Raw genomic sequence first — 17737 nt, forward strand, 5'->3', positions numbered from 1 at the left:
CCCCCAGGGATAGCTCCGTGTGCAGGAAGCAGGCCCGGAGCCCCGGGACAAATTGTCAGGGTGGGTGAGGAATATTTATTCCGGCCTTCGTAGATGTCCCGGCTGGCGAGAAGCGCCCAGCCCTTGACTCCTTCGAGGGGGACTTCCATGTCCATGTTTCACAAGAATCTGCTGACGGCCTCCATGGCCCTCATCGGTCTGAACGGTTGTGTCTACGGCTACGTCTACGACGCGGCGACGGGCAGTCCCGTCCAGGACGTGACGGTGACGGTCGCGTCCGGCCTCTGCTCCGGCACGGGCTGTGGCAGCAATCCCACCTTCCAGAAGACGGACACGGAAGGCTTCTATGTCTTCGACGCCTATGGCAACCGCCATGGCGACGCCAACGTGCAGATCATCACCGTGGCCTCCGGACAGGAAGCCACCCGGCTCCTCATCAGCCGCACGGGCTACCGCTCCGTGAACGTCTACCACCGGCCCAAATACGAGCAGGTGACGCAGGACGGACAGTCCTACGACGTCTCCCTCGTCCAGCCCGTCTACCTGTGCGCGACGAACGCCGTCGACTCCGACGGGGACGGCGTCTGTGACGCGGCGGAGCTCAAGTACAAGACCAATCCCTACAACTCCGACACGGACGGGGACCGCATCAGCGACAGCGCGGAGCTGTTCGGCTACGGCGGCGTGGACCTGCGCTACTTCGGCGCGGACCCGAGGAAGAAGGACCTCTTCGTGGAGATGGACTACTACCCCGGCCTCAAGCCCACGCAGGGCGCGCTGGATCGCGTGACGGCCGCCTTCGCCGCCGCGCCGGTGACGAACCCGGACGGCTCCACCGGCATCGCGCTGCACCTGGTGGCGGATCAGCAGATCGCCGCGGCCGACGTGGACCTGGACCTGAACCCGGTGTGGCCGGACTTCGACGTCATCAAGGCGAAGTACTTCAACGCGCGCCGCGCGCCGTTCTTCCACTACCTGCTGGTGGCGGACCACTACGACGGGGGCGGCTCCAGCGGCATCTCGCGCGGCATCCCCGGGCACGACTTCATCATGACGCTGGGCAACTGGGGCACCCCCGGTGGCACGGAGCAGCAGCAGGCCGGCACCCTCATGCACGAGCTGGGGCACAACATCGGCCTGATGCATGGCGGCAACGAGAACGCGAACTACAAGCCCAACTACCTGAGCTTGATGAGCTACAGCTACCAGTTGGGCGGCCTGCGCGTGGACAACGTGAACGGCGTGCTCGACTACTCGCGCCTGCGCATCGGCACCGTGTACGAGTCGTCCGTCAACGAGGTCTACGCCTTCGCGCCCCTGAGCCCCACCACCGAGGCGGACCTGGCCCACTACGGCGTGCGCATCAACAACACCTTCGTCAGCGGCACCGCGAGCGCCAACCTCGACTTCAACAACAACGGCGCCATCCTGAACGCGTACGTCGCCCAGGACCTCAACGGCGACGGAGACAAGACGGACGTCTACGCCGCGTCGCAGAACGACTGGACGGCACTCGTGTACGACGGCGCGGGCAGCATCGGCGACGGCTGGCTGGGCAACACCCAGGGCCTGGCCCGCTCGGAGCCCTTCTTCGTCGTCCCGGAGAAGACCGAGGCCTGCATCACCGAGTCCCAGGCGCGCGGCGGCCGATAGTCCGCCTCCCCCTTCACTGAAGCGCAGTTCCCGCCGCCGGGTCCCTTTCGAACAGGAGCCCGGCGGTCCTGCTTTCTCCCGCCGCCCTACCCTCCAGGACATACCGCCCCGCGCCGCCAGTGATGTAAACTTACAAAATGCCGAAAATCGCCCTCGTGGGATACGGACGGTTTGGACGTGCGCTGGGAGCGCTGCTGGAGGCGGCGGACCTGGGCTACCGGGCGATGGACCCGGGGGCCGCGCTGCCGGAGGCGATTCGGGCCGGCTCGGTGCCGGAGCTGCTGGAGGGGGCGGAGCTGGTGGTGGTGGCGGTGCCGGTGCCCCAGATGCGGGAGGTGCTGCTGGCGCTCAAGCCCCACCTTCGGCCGGAGCACCTGGTGCTGGACGTGGGCAGCGTGAAGGTGAAGCCGGTGGAGGCGATGAAGCAGGTGCTGGGGGCGCAGGCGCCCTGGGTGGGCACGCATCCGCTCTTTGGCCCCTTGAGCCTGGCGATGGCGGAGCGGCCCATGCGGGTCGTCGTCTGCCCCAACCCGCTGCATCCGGACGCGGCCCCGCGCGCGCGGCGGTTCTACGAGGCGCTGGGCTGTGAGGTCATCGAACAGACGCCGGAGGGGCACGACCGGGTGATGGCGGAGACCCACGCGCTCACGTTCTTCGTGGCCAAGGGGATGGTGGATTCGGGGGTGGCCGTGGACGTGCCCTTCGCGCCGGCCAGCTTCAAGGCGCTCTCGCGCACCATCGAGACGGTCCGCTCGGACGCGGGCCACCTCTTCACCGCCATCCAGCAGGAGAACCGCTTCGCGACGCAAGCGCGGGAGCGCCTGCTCGAAGCGCTTCAGGCCATCCACCGCGACCTGGCGGCCCTGCCCGCCGTGGCCAGCGCGCGGCAGACGGAGGGCATGGCGCTGCCGGGGCTCGCGTCCGGGCCGCCGGAGCCCCGGGAGACGCGCGAACACATCGATCAGCTCGACCGGGAGTTGGTGGAACTGCTGGCCCGCCGCAGCGAGCTGGCCCGCCGTCAGAGCCGCGCCCACGCCCCCGAGGAGCCCGCTGGGACGAAGGCGCTGTTCGCCACGCGCCGGGCCTGGGCGAAGGAATTGGGATTGGACCCGGAGGAGGTGGAGGCCCTCTTCCGGATCATCGTCGAAGCGCCGGGCGTCGGGTAGCCTGCGCGTCGCCATGGCACGACGGCCTCCGAGCCCTCCCGCGGTCCAGTACGGTGAAAAGGCCCGGCGCCGCTCGGACCGGAAGCGCCATGCGCGGACGACCCAGCGCCAGCAACAGGACGCGGCAGAGATGAAGCGCTGGCTGGAACAGCAGTCCCTGCGGGGGCAAGAGTACGCGCTGGTCTGTGGACTCCTCCAAACGTGGATGCGGACCCCGGACGGCTACCTGACCGGGGTCATGGACATGCTCATGGAGGAAGACCTGCGCAGGCGGCTGAAGCACTACCTGGAGCGCCACGACCGGGCGTTCTCCACGCACGAGGAGGCGGACTTCGTGATGGTCGGTGGATCCAGCAAATGGGTGGACTGACTCAGATGTATTCGTCCAGCCAGTCGAACATCCGGTGGTTGGCCACGGCCTGCGCCGCTTCCTGGCAGTGCAGCAGGCCGGTGTCCTCCTGGGTGAAGAGCAGGTAGTCCTTCGGGCAGTTCAAGGCGTCGAAGAGCAGCCGCGCCTGTCCCTGGGAGAAGGCCTCGGCGGTGCCGTCCATCACCAGCGTGCGGCAGCGGATGCGGTGGACGACGGGCTCGTTGTTGAACTCCCGCAGCTTGAAGAGCAGGTCCGACGGCGAACTGGCGCCGTGCTTGTTCATCGAGTCCTTCATGTACCAGCGGAACAGGAACACCTGCGCCATGAGCTGGGCCATGCCCGCATCGAAGGCCTGGGGGTCGCTGTCCAGCAGCGGCATCAGCTCCGGGAAGTACATGTTGAACTGCTCGAAGGAGGACGCGCCCCAGTTCAGCACGCCGGGATTGGGGATGAGCAGCTTGATGCGCCGCTCGAAGGCCGCGGCACGTGGCACCAGCGCACCACCCATGCTCCACCCCAGCAAGGCGATCCGCCGTGAGTCCACGCCCGCGATGCACAGGGCGAAGTCCACCACCGGCCGGATGACCTGCTCCCAGTCGGGCCGGAAGGGCAGTCCCTGCTCGCGGATGGCCATGCCCTGTCCGGGCGCATGCACGATGAGGCAGTGGTAGCCCCGCGCCAGCGCCGCATCAATGACATACTTGGACTCCTCCGGCCAGGCGTCGCGGCCCTGCTGGAAGATGAGCAGGGGCGCGAGGCTCCGCGAGTTCGGGGCGCGGAAGAAGTAGCCGGGCAGCGTCGTGCCTTCATAGGGGATGCGCACCGCGACCCCGGGAATCTTGAGCAGCGTGAGGGCCTTGTTGTACGCGTCCACCGCCTTGCGCCCGGTGGCGAGCACGCTCGGGTCGCCCGGTTCGGGGTGGTGGATGAGCGCGGCGCGGTAGTAGTTGGCGGCGCGCAGGTAGGCATTGCCGGCGCTGATGGCATGACGCCGGAACAGGCTCGCGTCGCCCATGGTGCGGATGCGGTCGGCGGTGCGGACCCACTCGTTGGGCCAGCTCCAGTCATCTCCCGGGACGATGCGGCGCGCGGTGTCCAGCACCTCGCCAATGTCCGCCTGGGCGCTGTAGGTCGCGGCCAGGAAGTGGAGCAGTTGGCTGTCCATGATGGGGTCCTCCATCATTCCCAGCTCGTACCAGGGGCGCGGTTCCTCCTGGGGCGAAGCGGCAGCGGAGACAGACGGCGGGCGCGCGGCGAGGGCCGGCGTGCCCCGGAGGAGCGCGAGGCCTCCCGTCAGCCCCAGGCTGGCTTGGATGAGGGTGCGACGGTCCAGTGAACTGCCCATGGTCTTCGACCTCCAGCAATCGGGTGCTGGTGGGTCGAACACCGGGGGCCTCATTTCCTGTCACCCGTCACGTGCCCCCTCGTCAGGGCCGGGTGGCCAGGAGCGCGAAGACGCGATGGGGAATCGCCAGGGGCTCCTCCGGGAAGCGCTCCGCGAGGAGCTGGGCGTGCGCGAGTTCGAAGCGAGCCGCCTCGTCGGCGGGGAGCGCCGCCCCCACCTTGGCGCTGGCACGCACGCGGCCCCTCCACGCTTCGTGGGAGTAGTGGACGACGGTGTCGAAGGAGAAGGACTCCAGCGCGGTGAAGCCCGCCGTGGCCACATCGTGGAACCACCGGGGATAGATGCCGACGTCATGGCCGAAGCTGACGTAGGGCGCGACCTGGGAGGGATTGAAGGTGTCGATGAGGGCGTGGACGACCTCCACCGCGTTGCCCGGCAGGGGCAGCCAGTCGAAGTGCGCGATGACCAGCCGGCCGCCCGGAGCCAGCACCCGCCAGGCCTCCCGGGCCGCGGCGGCGCGGTCGAACCAATGCCAGCACGTGCCGGCGGTGACGAGCTCGAAGGCGTTCGAGGCAAGCCCGGTCGCCTCCGCCGGGGCCACCCGGAAGTCGATGGACAGACCTTCGGAGGTGGCGAGCTGTCGGGCGGACTCCAGCATGGAAGCGGAGACATCCAGCGCGGTGACCACGCCTCCGCGCTTCGCCAGTCCCCGGGCCAGGGTGCCCGTCCCCGCGCCCAGGTCGAGCACGCGAACCCCGGGGCGGACGACACCCTCACGGACGAGCCGCTCGAAGAAGGCCTCTGGAAAGCCGGCGCGATGCCGTGCGTAGTCTTCAGACGTGCGGCCAAAGTCCACCTGCATGGGGGTCCTCCTCGGTTGGGTTCCGGGCCTTCCGGTGGGCTGACACATCGACAGCGACCCGGGCCGCGTCGACACTCACCCGCCAGAAGGTGGAGGGAGCATGGATAGACGTCGGGGTGGACGCTCTCAATCTCGATTCGACCATCGACCTGAGCGCGAGGAGGAGCTGATGTCGGCGCGGGACGCGGCAGCGCTGCTCCGCGTGAAGCGCGCGACGCTGTACACCTACGTGAGCCGGGGACTGGTGCGGTGCTTTCCGGTGCACGATTCGAAGGAGAACCGTTACTCGCGCGCGGATGTGGAGCGGCTGAAGACGCGCCACGACGCGAGGGCGGGGCACGCGGCGGTGGCGGCCGGGGCGCTGCGGTGGGGCGAGCCCGTCATCGACTCCGCCGTGTCGCGGGTGGAGCCGCGGGGACTTGCGTACCGGGGAACCCATTCGGCGGTGGTGCTGGCGACGGAGGGCCGGTCCTTCGAGGACGTCGCGGAGCTGCTGTGGTCGGGCACGCTGCCAGAGCCCGGAGCAACGAGGTGGCGCGCGCCCCGGGTGCCCTTCCCTCCCGCGACGCTGGCGAAGCTCCTGCCGAAGGGGACCCCGCCCGCGAAGGTGCTGGCGACCCTGGTCTCCCTGATGGCGACACGGGACACGGTGCGCTTCGCGGCGCCCCCGGAGCAGGAGCTGGAGCGGGCCCGGAGCCTGCTGCGACAGCTTGCGGCCTGGGTGTGCGTGGCGCGGGCCCCGGCGCGCGTGACGCAAGCCCTGCGGGCGAAGAGCGTGGCGGCCTCCCTGGCGGTGGCGTGGGACGTGGCCTCGCCCCGGGCCCAGGCGGCGTTGGACCAGGCGCTGGTGCTGTGCGCGGATCACGAACTGAACGTGTCGACGTTCGCCGCGAGGGTGACGGCTTCGTCCGGTTCGGACCTGTACGCCTGCGTGGGCGCGGGAATGGCGGCGCTCTCCGGCGCCTGGCATGGCGGCGCCTGCGACCGCGTGGAGACGCTGCTCCGGGAGGTCGGTGCGCCGGAGCATGCAAGGGACGCGGTGTTCGCGCGCCTGCGCACCGGAGCGCTGGTGCCGGGCTTCGGGCACCGCCTGTATCCAGCGGGAGACCCCCGGACGCCCTGCCTGATTCAAGCCGCGCGGGAGCTGAAGCCAGACGCGCCCGGGGTCCGCGTGGCGTCCGCGGTGCTGGAGGTGATGCGGAAGGCAGGACACCCCGCGCCGTCGATGGAGGTCGGGCTGGTGATGCTGGCGAAGGCCCTGGGGCTGCCGGCGGGAGCGGCCTCCGCGGTGTTCGCGGTGGGGCGCTCGGCGGGCTGGGTGGCGCACATCCTGGAGCAGCGCGAACAGGGCCACCTGCTGCGTCCCAGGGCCCGCTACGTGGGTCCACCCTCCTCCTGAACCGGCAGGCGGACAGGCACGCGCAGGGACACAGGGGTCGCTGGGTGGGAGTGCGGCGCGGACCGCCGAAAGTAGTCGGGATGCGGTGCGGGATTCTCGCGGTTGATGGGAGCCATTGATGCCACTCTTTCAAAGGACCCACCGCATGAAGATGACCGCACTGCTCACGTGCCTCCTGGGACTGTTGGCCGCCCTCCCCGCCAGCGCCTCTGACTCCGACTCCAAGGATGTGTTCGGTCAGGAGGTCCCCATCGGACAGGGCCGCCCCACGCTGGTGCTGTACACCAACCGAGGCACCCAGGAAGAGCTCCGTAAGCACGCCTACCAGTTCATCTATGAGATGCGCGCCGAGAAGCCCATCGTCGTCGTCCACGTGGACCTGCGCGACGTGCCGGGCCTCTTCAAGGGCATGGCCCAGAAGAAGATCCGCAAGGGCCACGACGAGTCGATCAGCGAGATGCGCGAGCTGTTCCGCAAGAAGGGCGAAGCCCCTCCCCCCGAACTGGAGTCGTCGCTCTACATGGTCGCGGACACCAAGGGTGAACCCCACCAGTCCATGGGCCTGAAGAAGGGCTTCGAACAGGTCTTCGCCCGGGTGCTGAACACCTCCGGCCAGGAACTCGCCCGGGGTCCCTTCTCAGAGAGCGTGCGGAAGCTCGGTCAGGTCATGATGGCGGCCCGGTAGTACGCATCCACTCGGCGCTTGCCCGTTCATGGGTGGGGCTATGCTGCGCGCATGCCCACGCACTCCCCGCTGTCCTCCCGCCCTTCGAAGTTCGTCCCCGTCCTTCGCATCCCCGTCCTGCTGGCGACCGCCCTGATGACCATGGGAAGCGGGATGGGCAATCCCGGCTGCGGCAGTGGCTCCAGTTCGTCCCCCGCGGAGCCGACGTGTGAGAAGGGCTGCGCCATCGCAGGCAGCTACCAGCTCGCGTTCGACGACGCCTCGCCGCTTCCGGACGGCTGCAAGGCGATGAACGTGACGCTGCCCAGGGGGCCGCTCGAGTTGAGCTACGCGAACACGGAGCTCACCGCCACGCTCAACGGCGTCGACCTGTCGGGCTACTACTACGGCGCGCCGGACCTGACGTTCCTGCTCGGTGGCAGCCACGACGTCACGGACAAGACCTGGTACCACGTCAGCTTGAAGGCCGACGTGTCGCCCTCTCCCGAAACGGACGCCACGCCCGTGACCCTCCGCGGCACCTACGAGGTGTCCACCTACACGAGCGAGGAGAACGGCCCCGCCTGTGTCTTCAGGCGCACCTACAAGGCATACAGATAGCGCTCGTGTTCCAGGCTCCGGCAGCGGGGCTGGAAAAAGCCCGCGAAGATGCAGCCACAGGGTGACTTCACGCGGATGAGGGACTGAACGCCCACGGCCCGTGCGGTAGCTTCGCAGGCCATGCGATCCCCCCTCGTTGCATCCCTGTTGTCCCTGCTGCTGAGCGCACCGGCCTGGGCCACGGTGCCTGGCGGCTTCACCGAAACGAACTATTCGTCCAACACGCTGACCCCCGCCACCGGCATGGCGTGGGCTCCGGATGGTTCGGGCCGGCTGTTCGTCACCCTCAAGAACGGCACCATCCGGACGGTGGCGATGAAGGACGGCGTCCTGGAGACGCAGGCGGGCAGCCTGGTGACCCGCGTGTTCGCCACAGAGCCCACCGTCCACACCAACAGCGAGTGTGGCCTCATCGGCATCGCGTTCGACCCGAACTACGTGGTCAACCGCTACGTCTACTTCTTCGTCACCGTCTCCGCCTCCGAGCAGCGCATCGTCCGCTACACGGACTCCAACGGCACCGGCATCGCGCGCACGGAGGTCGTCCGCAACCTGCCCACCACGGGCAACAACCATGATGGCGGCGGCATCGGCTTCGGCCCGGACGGCAAGCTGTACTGGGCCATTGGCGACCTGGGCAACGGCACGGGCGTGGACGCGGACCTCACGTCGATGGCCTCCAAGGTGAGCCGCGCCAACCTGGACGGCACGCCCGCCAACGACAACCCGTTCAACGACGGCGTGGGTCCCAACAACGAATACATCTGGGCGCGCGGCTTCCGCAATCCGTTCACCCTCACCTTCCAGCCCACCACCGGCAACCTGTGGGTCAACACCGTGGGCACGGGCTACGAGCAGATCTTCGTCGCGGCCGCACGCAGCCACGCCGGCTACAACGACTACGAGAACAACCAGCCCGTCGGAAACAACTACATCACCCCCGTCATCAAGTACCGCACCAACGGGACGGACACGCGCAACCTGATCGCCACGGGAGGCGCCGTGCGCACCGGGGGCGTCACCACCTTCACCACCACCAACTCGCATGGCTTCCGCAAGGGCGAGCGCATCACCTTCGAAGGCGTGGGCGACGCGAGCTTCAACGGCGACTTCTACGTCGCCAGCGCGGCCAACGCGCCCAATACCACCACCTTCACCGTGGCCCAGCCGGGGCTGCCCGACGCGAGCAGCGGCGGGGGCACCGCGCAGACGCAGGCCCTGGGCGGCTCCATCACCGGCGGCACCTTCTATGACGCCACCCTCTTCCCGCCGGAGTACCGCGGCAACTTCTTCTTCGGCGACTTCAACTCCGCGCAGGTGACCCGCGTCACGCTCGGCGGGGACGACTCCGTGGCGACGGTGGACGCGTGGGGTTCGAGCTTCAACTCCAACGTGGACATGTCCGTGGGCCCGGACGGAGCGCTCTACGCGCTCGGCTACACCAATGGCGTCGTGCGCCGGATCACGCCGAGTTCGTCCGCGCAGAAGCTGGTCGTGACCTCGCTCAACCTGCGCCTCGTGGAGGGTGGGCGCGCGGCCTTCACCGTGCGGCTCTCCCAGGCGCCCACCGCGTCCGTGACGGTGCAGGTGACGCGGGCCCTGGGCGGCTCCGAGGACCTGAGCATCGCGAGCAGCACGCCCCTCACCTTCTCCCCGACGAACTGGAGCGTGCCCCAGGTCGTCACGCTCGTGGCGGCGGAGGACGCGGACGCGGTCGCGGACACGGCCACCTTCGTGGTGTCGGCGGCGGGCCTTTCAGATGAGTCCGTGGTGGCCACCACCATCGACAACAACGCTGCCCGGCTGGTGCTGTCCACCACGCGGTTGATCGTCCCCGAGGCCGGCACCGCGACGTTCGGCGTGTCGCTCTCCCAGCAGCCCTCGTCGAATGTCACCGTCACCGTGGCGCGCACCCAGGGCGACGAGGACATCACCGTGGACGCCGGGGCCACGCTGAGCTTCACCACCTCCGACTGGGCCACGCCCAAGAACGTCACGCTGCGGGCCGCGGCGGACGCGGACAACGTGGACGGCGTCGCCACCATCACGCTCGCCATCCCGGGCCAGGATGCGCGCTCCCTGGAGGCGGTGGAGGCGGATGACGAACCGCTCCCCCCCTCCATCACCTCCACGCCCGGCCTGTCCGCCGTGGTGGGCGTCGCCTACCCGTATGACGTGGAGGCCGTGGGCCGTCCGGCGCCGACCTACGCGCTGGTGGGCACGGTGCCTCCGGGCATGGCCCTGGACGCGACCACCGGCCTCATCACCTGGACGCCCTCCGCGGCGGGCACCTTCGACGTGACCGTGCGCGCGAGCAATGGCGTGGTACCGAACGCGGACCAGAACTTCACCCTCACGGTGAAGCTGGATGAGCCGCCGCGCGCCATCCTCACGCGGCCCACCGAGGGCGAGCGCGTGTCCGGCGCCATGGCGGAGTTCTTCGGCGACTGCGTGGACGACGTGGGCTGCACGCGCGCCGAGTTCTTCGTGGACGGCGTCGAGTTCTACACGGACATCCGGTCCGACAATCACTTCCACTTCGGCGGCGAACACAACCGCTGGGACACCACCGGACTCCCGACGGGCCTGCACACCGTGCGGTTCGTCGTGGTGGACACCGCCGGAGCGCGAGCCGAACAGCAGGTGACGGTGTGCGTCGGGGACGCGCCGTGTGAAACGGCGCAGCCTGACGCGGGCACCGACTCGGACGCGGGCATGGGCTCGGACGCAGGCATGGGCTCGGACGCTGGCACTCCGGACGCCGGGGCCCAGAAGCCTCCGCCCGTGGAAGATGAATCCGGCTGCGGCTGCGGCGCGGCCCCGGTGGCGCCGCTCGCGTGGCTGGCACTCGCCGCGCTGGCGTTCCGGCGGAAGCGGGCGCGCGCGGAGTAGTCGCAGGCGGGCTTGAGCCCTGGCTGGACCTGAAGCCCGGTGTCCCCACGAGGGTCACCGGGCTTCGTGTCTTTCGACGCCCCCCGCCTTCGCGCTCGGCCGTTGTTGCGACACACGCTGTAGCGGGCGCGGAACGGCGGTCACGGCGCCAGGCTCAGGCGGGCACGTACAGCCTGCTGGGGACGCCTTCGTAGTCGATGATGCGGTCGAGCCTCATCCCGAGCCGCGTCGCGACACGAATGGAGGCCTCGTTCTCCGGGTGGATGACGGCCACGACGGGGGTTTCCGGCAGGTGTTCGCGGGCCAGGGCCAGGGAGGCCCGGGCCAGCTCCGTCGCATACCCGGAGCCCCACGCCTTCGGAGCGAAGCGGTAGGCGAGGTTCAACACCTGCTGGCCTTCGAGCACCTTGTGGCGCAAGCCGCCGAAGCCCACGAGCACTCCCGGGTCGTCGATCCGCTCCACCACCCAGTACCCGAGCCCCCGGTCCGACCAGTCGCCCAGCCACACGGCCAGTTGCGTCTTCGCGGCGTCCAGCGAGCGCATGTGCCCGGAGACAGTGTAGCGGTTCGTCTCCGGATCCCCATGGAGGGCGAACACCGCCTCCACGTCGCTCGCGTGAACGGCGCGCAGTCGCAGCCGTTCGGTGGTCAGGTGCTCGAAAGCCTGGGTCATGATCCGCAGCCTGCATGCAGTGCGGCTCCGCACGCCACCACGTTCATTCTCGCGAGGGACGACCCGCACCTCCTCGGTCTCCTCCCCCTCCACATCGGCCGGGTCCCCGTCGCGGGCTGGACGCATACACAGGATGTGCTGAAAGAACACCGACCCCCACCGTGAGGTCACTGCTCATGCCAGAGCAGCCACCTGGCACGGAGGCCTCTGCCCTGGTGGCGGCGCCACAGTGACACGCCCTGTTGGGCGATTGTGGGTTGACCTTCTCCACCCCAGATCCTTGCCAGCCAAGCAGCCATCACCCACACGGAGAGGCAAGAATGAGAGAGCCCCAGATTCAAATGCGGGCGGTTGGACGCATGTTCACAACATTGATTTCCCTTATCGGGGCCATGGCGCTCCTTCCCGCCTGTGGCAGTGTTCAAGAGGTGCGTGAGGGGGAGGAGCCTGGTGTCTCCGAGGCAGCCATCGCCGTCGCGCCGCCGCTGGGCACGGCCCAGAGCTTCGCCGTGCTGGGTGCGACAACGGTGACCAACACCGGTCCGACCGTCATCACAGGGGACCTGGGTGTCAGCCCGGGCACCGCGATCACAGGCTTCCCTCCTGGGAACGTCATCGGGACGATTCACGCGATGGACGCGGCGGCGGCCCAGGCCCGGAACGACGCCGCGGTGGCGTACGCCAACCTGGCGGGGCAGGCGTGCGACTTCACGTTTCCGACCTCGGAGCTTGGGGGGCTGACGCTCGGGCCGGGCGTCTACTGCTTCGCAACCGGCGCGGCCACGCTCAACGGAACGCTCACGCTCAATGCACTGGGTAACCCCAATGCCGTCTGGGTCTTCAAGACCGCGAGCACCCTGATCACGGGGAGCAATTCGAACGTCCTGCTGATCAACGGCGCTCAGCCCCGCAACGTCTTCTGGCAGGTGGGAAGCTCCGCGACCCTCGGCACGAACTCCACCTTCGCCGGGAACATCCTCGCGCTCACGAGCATCACCGTGACGACCAGCGTGGCTGTCAACGGGAGAGCCCTGGCGCTGAATGGCGCGGTCACGTTGGACTCCAACACGATCACCGTCGATGTGGGTGGCGGGCCGGTCCCCCCCGGTTCTCCCACCCTCAGCAAGGCCTTCACCCCTTCCATCATCTCGGCGGGCGGCGCTTCGAACTTGACCATCACCTTGAGCAACCCCAACCCGGCGATCGCCCTCCTGACGGCGCCGCTCGTTGATACGTTGGCTGCCGGTTTGACGGTCGCCGGCACGGGCAGCACCACGTGCGGCGGGCTCGTCACGGCCAGCGCGAACACGGTGACGCTGCTTGGCGGCTTCATCCCGGCCAACGGCTCCTGCACCGTGACGGTGCCCGTGACCTCCCCTGTCGCCGGCCGCTTCGTCAACATCCTGCCCGCGGGCGCCCTGCGGACGACCAGGGGCAACAACGCGGCCCCCGCCGTCGCGCTCCTGATTGTCACCCCCGGTGCTGGCGTTGCCGCGCCCACGGTCACCAAGTGCTTCAGCCCCTCCACCATCAAAGAGGGTGGCACCTCGACCCTGGTCATCACCCTGACCAACCCGAACAGCACGCCCGCGGCCCTGACGGCGCCGCTCATCGATACGCTGCCTGCCGGTTTGACGACCCTCCCCGGCCCGGCCGCCAACACGTGCGGCGGAGTCGTCACGACCACCCCATACGAGGTGACACTGAAGAGAGGCTCGATTCCGGCCAACGGCTTCTGCACGGTGACCGTGAATGTGACCGCGAAGAATGAGGGCAGCTACTGCAATGAGATCCCGCGGGGCGCCCTCCAGACCGACAAGGGCAGCAACCTGGAACCGGCCACGGCAACCCTGACCGTCAAGCACCGCACGAAGCCCCCTCCCAAGGTCACCGAGTAATTGACCACGCCGCGGGTCGACGACTTCCCCAACCAGCGGACGCCACCCTGAGCGTCTACTGACGGCAGGTCCCTTCCTCGACGGGATCGGATCTCGTCAAGGCAGGTGAAGCGCGGGGCTGGACGGGCCACACCGTCCAGCCCCGTTTGTTCTTGTCGGCTTGCCCTGAGGGACACGTGCGGTGCCGCCCGGCACGCCACCGGGCTCCCTCAGGGCATCACACTCCCCTTCCGGACCGCCCATCCGTCTGGCGTCTCCTCCAGGAGGAGCTGCACGGTCCCGGACAGTGACGCCCTGCGCTCACCGGAATGGATCCTGTATCTGAAGTGCCACGTCTCAAGGCCCCAGGTGATCTCTTCGAGGGTGAGCTTGATGCCCTCGCGGAGGTCGTGTCCCCCGCTTCGCAGCGTCCAGCCCGGAACGTGGAGGACCTCCTCGATGGGCGCATCCAGGGAGAAGGGCTGGGTCCAGAGGGCACAGAGGCGGTGGGGGGTCTTCTCCATCAGGCGCTCCAGCACCCAGGCCACGGCGCACTGGAGGCGCGGCCCATCCTCCTCTCGTTCACGAATCGCAGCATCCCACTGCGCACCTACCGGGCGAGGACCGCCATCCAGCGCCGCGCTCCTGTAGGACGACCGATGCGCCTCCACGAGGGGACTGCGCACCTCGGGCCCCCGCACCTTGCGCAGGGTGCGGACCGGGGTGTGCGCAATCGTGGACTCCACGGAGGACAACCCCGCCACGGACTCCAGGTGCCACCAGCGATCGAAGGTCGCCACGGTCAGCGGCGCAGGGCCCAGCAGCTCCGAGAGCACCCGCCGCGTCACCGCGTCAGGGTCCACCGTGGAGTCCGGACTGGCGCGCTCCAGGTCGCGCAGGAAGCTGGCGAGGACCGCGAGCTTGAGGAACGTCTGCTCGTCCTCGCCCTGCCCTTCGTAGTCATGATCCCCGACCTCCCGCTGACTCCAGAGGTTCGGACGCTCCAGTCGCATCCACGCGGGAACGTCTCGCTCCTTCAGCCACGCTAGGAGCGCTGGCGTGGGGCGCAGCACGTAGAACGCATCCATCAACATCGGCAAGAGCGACCTCCATCCGCGGACGCCGCCAAGGGTAGCCGCTCCCGGGTCTTGACCGTGAAGGTACGCCCCTGAAGACAGAGCAGGGCTGTGCCCCTGAACTCGCTCCACGGATGTCACTTGGGGATCGTGTCCCGACAGAAGGGGGTGTGGTAGCCATTCCGTTGCATGCGACAGCGGCGGCCGTGAACCGCTCGGAGGGAGAATCGTGAATCCGCAGGAGCGCCCGAGCTGGCGACAGCAGTCTCCGGAAGTGCAGCAGCAGGTCCGCCAGGACAGCGAACATTTCCGCAAGTGTCTCGACTACCTGCGGGAGCACTCAGCAGGTGAGCACGAGGGCTTCTACGGCCCCGACAGCATGACCTGGGTCATCTATCGCGAGCCGGTGATCCTCCTCGGCGGACTTCGCGCCATCCTGCTGCAGATCGCCCATCCGGCGGTGGCCATCGGCGTCGCCCAGAACAGCAACTTCCGGGGTGACCTGCTCGGCCGCGCGCGACGCACCTATACGGCGATGTACCAGCTTGTCTTCGGGGGCCTGCCCGAAGCCATGGGTGCCGCCAAGCGGGTCCACAGCCTCCACAGTCGCGTCAACGGCGCACTTCCAGCCGGGGCGGGTCCGCAGGGTGAGGGCCGCTATCGCGCGAACGATCCCCTGCTCCAGCGTTGGGTGCTCGCCACCCTCATCGACGGCGCCATGGAGGTCTTCGAGACCTTCGTGCGCCCGCTCAGCACCGAGGAGAAGCGCCGCTTCTATGAGGAGTCGCGGCTCGCCGCAGCGCAGTTCGGGCTCCTGCCGGAGCAGATGCCGCCCACGCTCGAGGCCTTCTACGCGTGGTATCACGAGCAACTGGCGGGAGATGCGCTGCGCGTGGGAGACACCGCGCGCGAGTTGGCGGGCCTGCTCTTCAATTCACCGTTCACCCGGGGACAGCTCGATGAGTTGCTCACCGCCGGGCTCCTGCCGCAGCGCTGGCGCGAGGCGTACGGGCTGGCCTGGGGACTGGGACAGCAGCGCGCGTGGAGGCTCCTGAAGGGCACGATGCGACGGGCCATCAACCTCACCCCGCCAACGCTCCGCTGCGTCACGGCCTGGCATCAAGCGCAGATGCGGCTGGCCCAGGCGAGAGGAGCGCGGCCGACGGTCATGGCCCGGGTGCTGAACACCCTCGACTCCTACGTCGACGTGCCCTTCAGCATCCGGCCCGTCGCGGCGAAGACCCCAGCGGCCGACAGGGATTGATGTCAGGGCAGTTGAAGCACGGGGCTGGACGGGCCCACCCGTCCAGCCCCGTTTGTCATTGTGTGGTGGAGGGACGCTCGCGCGTCAAGGTCCCACCAACCGGAAGAGCGAGACGTTCGAACGGTTCCAGCTCCCTCCCGGATAGGAGAGCTGGGACGTCGCCGTGAGGGAGCCCGGCACGCCGCTGATGCCATTGACGGTGAGCGTCCCCGCGGACTGGATGTTCGTGGACGGGCTCCCCGTGCAGCCCGGGCACAGCGTCGTGCTCGTCAGGTAGTTCAGGGGCACGGACAGCGACGTGGACGCACTGACCACGGAGCCCTGGAGCCAGACCGGACGACTGCCCGCGAAGGCACACACCGTCGCCACCTGGGTCGTCCCGCGCGTGGCGAAGAGCACGCCCCAGCCGGGCTCCTCGGGGCGATACCAGAGGCCATTGAGGTTCATCGTCGTCGCGCCTCCGCCGAAGTCGGTCCGCACGATGGGCTCCTCTCCCGACAGCGCGCCCAGCGTCCATTTGAAACGCCACTGGTTGTTGGTCACGAGCAGCTTCGCGGTGCCAACGTTGCGGAACGTCGCCGTCGAGCCGGTCCAGGTGCTCTCCGTGAGGGGGCCCACCCACTCCCCCGTCTCCCCGGACATCGTGCTCAGATACCAGATGGGCTGCCCCGAAGCCGTATAGGTGAACCAGGTGAGGGAGACGCCATCCGTCCCCAGACGCTGCAGGTCCCAGCCCTGTCCGGAGCGCGCGGGGTTGGACCAGGGGCCCGTGAGGGGCTGGGGCGGCCTCGCCACCTCTCCGCGGACGGTCACCGACGCCAGCACGTTGAACGGCTCGCCCGTCAGGATCTGGGTGAAGACATAGCTCTGGCCCGCGACAATCCATGGCACCGTCTGCGTGCCGCTCTTCCCGCTGAAGACCAGCGCCGAGCCCTGTCCATTCACGGAGACCAGGATCTGCGTGTCGATCGCATTCTTGCTCGTCCATTGGAGCACCGTCGAACCCTGCCCCCCCAGGGGGACACTGACCGGGTTGGGGGTCGCCGTCAGCGTGCCACTGGCGCCCTCACGGACGATGACCTCCCGCTCCGCCACCAAGAGGCCATTCGCGTGGAGTTGGAAGACGTAGGTATAGTTCGGTGCCAGTTGGGCATACGCCCGTGAGCCCGTGAGCGCCGTGGACAGCACGGTGGCGGGCGCGCTGGAGTTCTTGATCTTCACGGACACCTGCGCCGTGGTGGCCACCGTCGTCGACCAGGAGAGCGTCGTCGTGCCCAGACGCCCCGGTGCGACGTACAGGTCCGACGGCGTCGCGCTGATGCTGCCGTTCACGCGAGGCTGGTTCACGCGGATGCGGCGCTGCGTGCAGACCATCTCCGAAGTCCACGAGCCACCACAGGGGGAACCCGCAGCGCGGAAAGCCTGGACGCAGATGTTGAACTCGATGTCCTGCGGTCCCTGCGGGAGGACCTTCAGGTCCACGAACCTGAAGAGCCTCCGGTCTGGAGCCGTCGGGTCGCTGACGAGCGACGCCTGGATGCCCTTGTAGGCGTCCAGACCGGTCAACGTCACGACGGCCGACACGGCATCGCCACACAGGCATCCGCGCAGCTCGTTGCCGGCTATGAAGCGGACGTAGTCCCCTACGTTCGCGGGGACCGCGATGTCATTGGGATTGACGAACGGGTTGAAGCAGCCCCCCAACGCGGCGTTCGCCGTCTGGGCATGCGCCCCCGGCGCGAACAGCAACAGTGAAAAAAGACAAGCCAGGAATGTTGTCCTCTGGACAAGCGTGAATCGGACCATGGTGTTCCCATCCTCATGCGGTGTGCGTACGGAGCAGCAATCGACCTGGAATGCCTGTCGGCCCCGGGC

14 protein-coding genes are annotated in these 17737 nt (G+C 68.6%); 9 read left to right on the forward strand and 5 right to left on the reverse strand.

Annotation, left to right across the window (positions count from 1 at the left end; genetic code table 11):
- Positions 1 to 147: 147 nt before the first annotated feature.
- The 3 genes from D7V88_RS01630 to D7V88_RS01640 all read left to right on the forward strand — a co-directional run bounded on the left by D7V88_RS01630 (position 148) and on the right by D7V88_RS01640 (position 3189).
- The gene (locus D7V88_RS01630) at positions 148 to 1653 is read left to right on the forward strand and encodes a zinc metalloprotease (protein ID WP_120538815.1); all 1506 of its coding nucleotides are present in this window, start codon (positions 148 to 150) and stop codon (positions 1651 to 1653) included.
- Between the two features lie 137 nt (positions 1654 to 1790).
- The gene (locus D7V88_RS01635) at positions 1791 to 2819 is read left to right on the forward strand and encodes a prephenate dehydrogenase/arogenate dehydrogenase family protein (protein WP_120538816.1); all 1029 of its coding nucleotides are present in this window, start codon (positions 1791 to 1793) and stop codon (positions 2817 to 2819) included.
- A 130-nt stretch (positions 2820 to 2949) separates the two neighbouring features.
- Positions 2950 to 3189 carry a hypothetical protein gene (locus tag D7V88_RS01640; protein ID WP_120538817.1) on the forward strand — a complete coding sequence of 80 codons (240 nt, stop codon included), beginning with the start codon at positions 2950 to 2952 and terminating at the stop codon, positions 3187 to 3189.
- A gap of 1 nt (position 3190) precedes the next feature.
- Here D7V88_RS01640 and D7V88_RS01645 read toward each other — a convergent pair whose 3' ends face one another.
- Both D7V88_RS01645 and D7V88_RS01650 read right to left on the reverse strand, forming a co-directional pair.
- Positions 3191 to 4534, reverse strand: a complete 1344-nt coding sequence (locus tag D7V88_RS01645) for an alpha/beta hydrolase family protein (protein WP_120538818.1) — start codon at positions 4532 to 4534, stop codon at positions 3191 to 3193.
- A gap of 82 nt (positions 4535 to 4616) precedes the next feature.
- Positions 4617 to 5396: a class I SAM-dependent methyltransferase gene (locus D7V88_RS01650; protein WP_120538819.1), complete on the reverse strand. Its 780-nt coding sequence runs from the start codon at positions 5394 to 5396 to the stop codon at positions 4617 to 4619.
- A 100-nt stretch (positions 5397 to 5496) separates the two neighbouring features.
- On the opposite strand from D7V88_RS01650, the gene D7V88_RS01655 reads away from it, so the two are divergent.
- The 4 genes from D7V88_RS01655 (at position 5497) to D7V88_RS01670 (ending at position 10972) form a co-directional block, all read left to right on the forward strand.
- Positions 5497 to 6795, forward strand: a complete 1299-nt coding sequence (locus D7V88_RS01655) for a citrate synthase family protein (RefSeq protein ID WP_120538820.1) — start codon at positions 5497 to 5499, stop codon at positions 6793 to 6795.
- A gap of 145 nt (positions 6796 to 6940) precedes the next feature.
- On the forward strand, positions 6941 to 7480 hold the full coding sequence (locus D7V88_RS01660) for a hypothetical protein (protein ID WP_120538821.1): 540 nt from the start codon (positions 6941 to 6943) through the stop codon (positions 7478 to 7480).
- 51 nt (positions 7481 to 7531) lie between these two features.
- Entirely contained in the window at positions 7532 to 8080 is a 549-nt protein-coding gene (locus D7V88_RS01665) for a hypothetical protein (RefSeq protein WP_120538822.1), read from the forward strand.
- A gap of 120 nt (positions 8081 to 8200) precedes the next feature.
- A complete protein-coding gene (locus D7V88_RS01670) occupies positions 8201 to 10972 on the forward strand; it encodes a PQQ-dependent sugar dehydrogenase (RefSeq protein ID WP_120538823.1) in 2772 nt (923 codons plus the stop codon).
- Between the two features lie 154 nt (positions 10973 to 11126).
- Here D7V88_RS01670 and D7V88_RS01675 read toward each other — a convergent pair whose 3' ends face one another.
- Complete coding sequence (locus D7V88_RS01675) at positions 11127 to 11645, reverse strand: GNAT family N-acetyltransferase (protein WP_120538824.1); 519 nt, start codon at positions 11643 to 11645, stop codon at positions 11127 to 11129.
- 359 nt (positions 11646 to 12004) lie between these two features.
- On the opposite strand from D7V88_RS01675, the gene D7V88_RS01680 reads away from it, so the two are divergent.
- A complete protein-coding gene (locus D7V88_RS01680) occupies positions 12005 to 13543 on the forward strand; it encodes an ice-binding family protein (protein ID WP_208726057.1) in 1539 nt (512 codons plus the stop codon).
- Between the two features lie 209 nt (positions 13544 to 13752).
- Here the strand turns inward: D7V88_RS01680 and D7V88_RS01685 are convergent, their stop codons facing one another.
- Positions 13753 to 14616 (reverse strand): hypothetical protein, encoded by an 864-nt coding sequence (locus D7V88_RS01685; RefSeq protein ID WP_244237912.1) that lies wholly within the window; start codon positions 14614 to 14616, stop codon positions 13753 to 13755.
- A gap of 211 nt (positions 14617 to 14827) precedes the next feature.
- Here D7V88_RS01685 and D7V88_RS01690 point away from each other — a divergent pair, with 211 nt between their 5' ends.
- Positions 14828 to 15862: an oxygenase MpaB family protein gene (locus D7V88_RS01690; protein WP_147448564.1), complete on the forward strand. Its 1035-nt coding sequence runs from the start codon at positions 14828 to 14830 to the stop codon at positions 15860 to 15862.
- Positions 15863 to 15946: 84 nt separating this feature from the next.
- Here D7V88_RS01690 and D7V88_RS01695 read toward each other — a convergent pair whose 3' ends face one another.
- Positions 15947 to 17668 (reverse strand): hypothetical protein, encoded by a 1722-nt coding sequence (locus tag D7V88_RS01695; protein WP_147448565.1) that lies wholly within the window; start codon positions 17666 to 17668, stop codon positions 15947 to 15949.
- Positions 17669 to 17737: the final 69 nt, after the last annotated feature.

The sequence above is a fragment of the Corallococcus terminator genome, assembly GCF_003611635.1.
Lineage (GTDB): Bacteria > Myxococcota > Myxococcia > Myxococcales > Myxococcaceae > Corallococcus > Corallococcus terminator.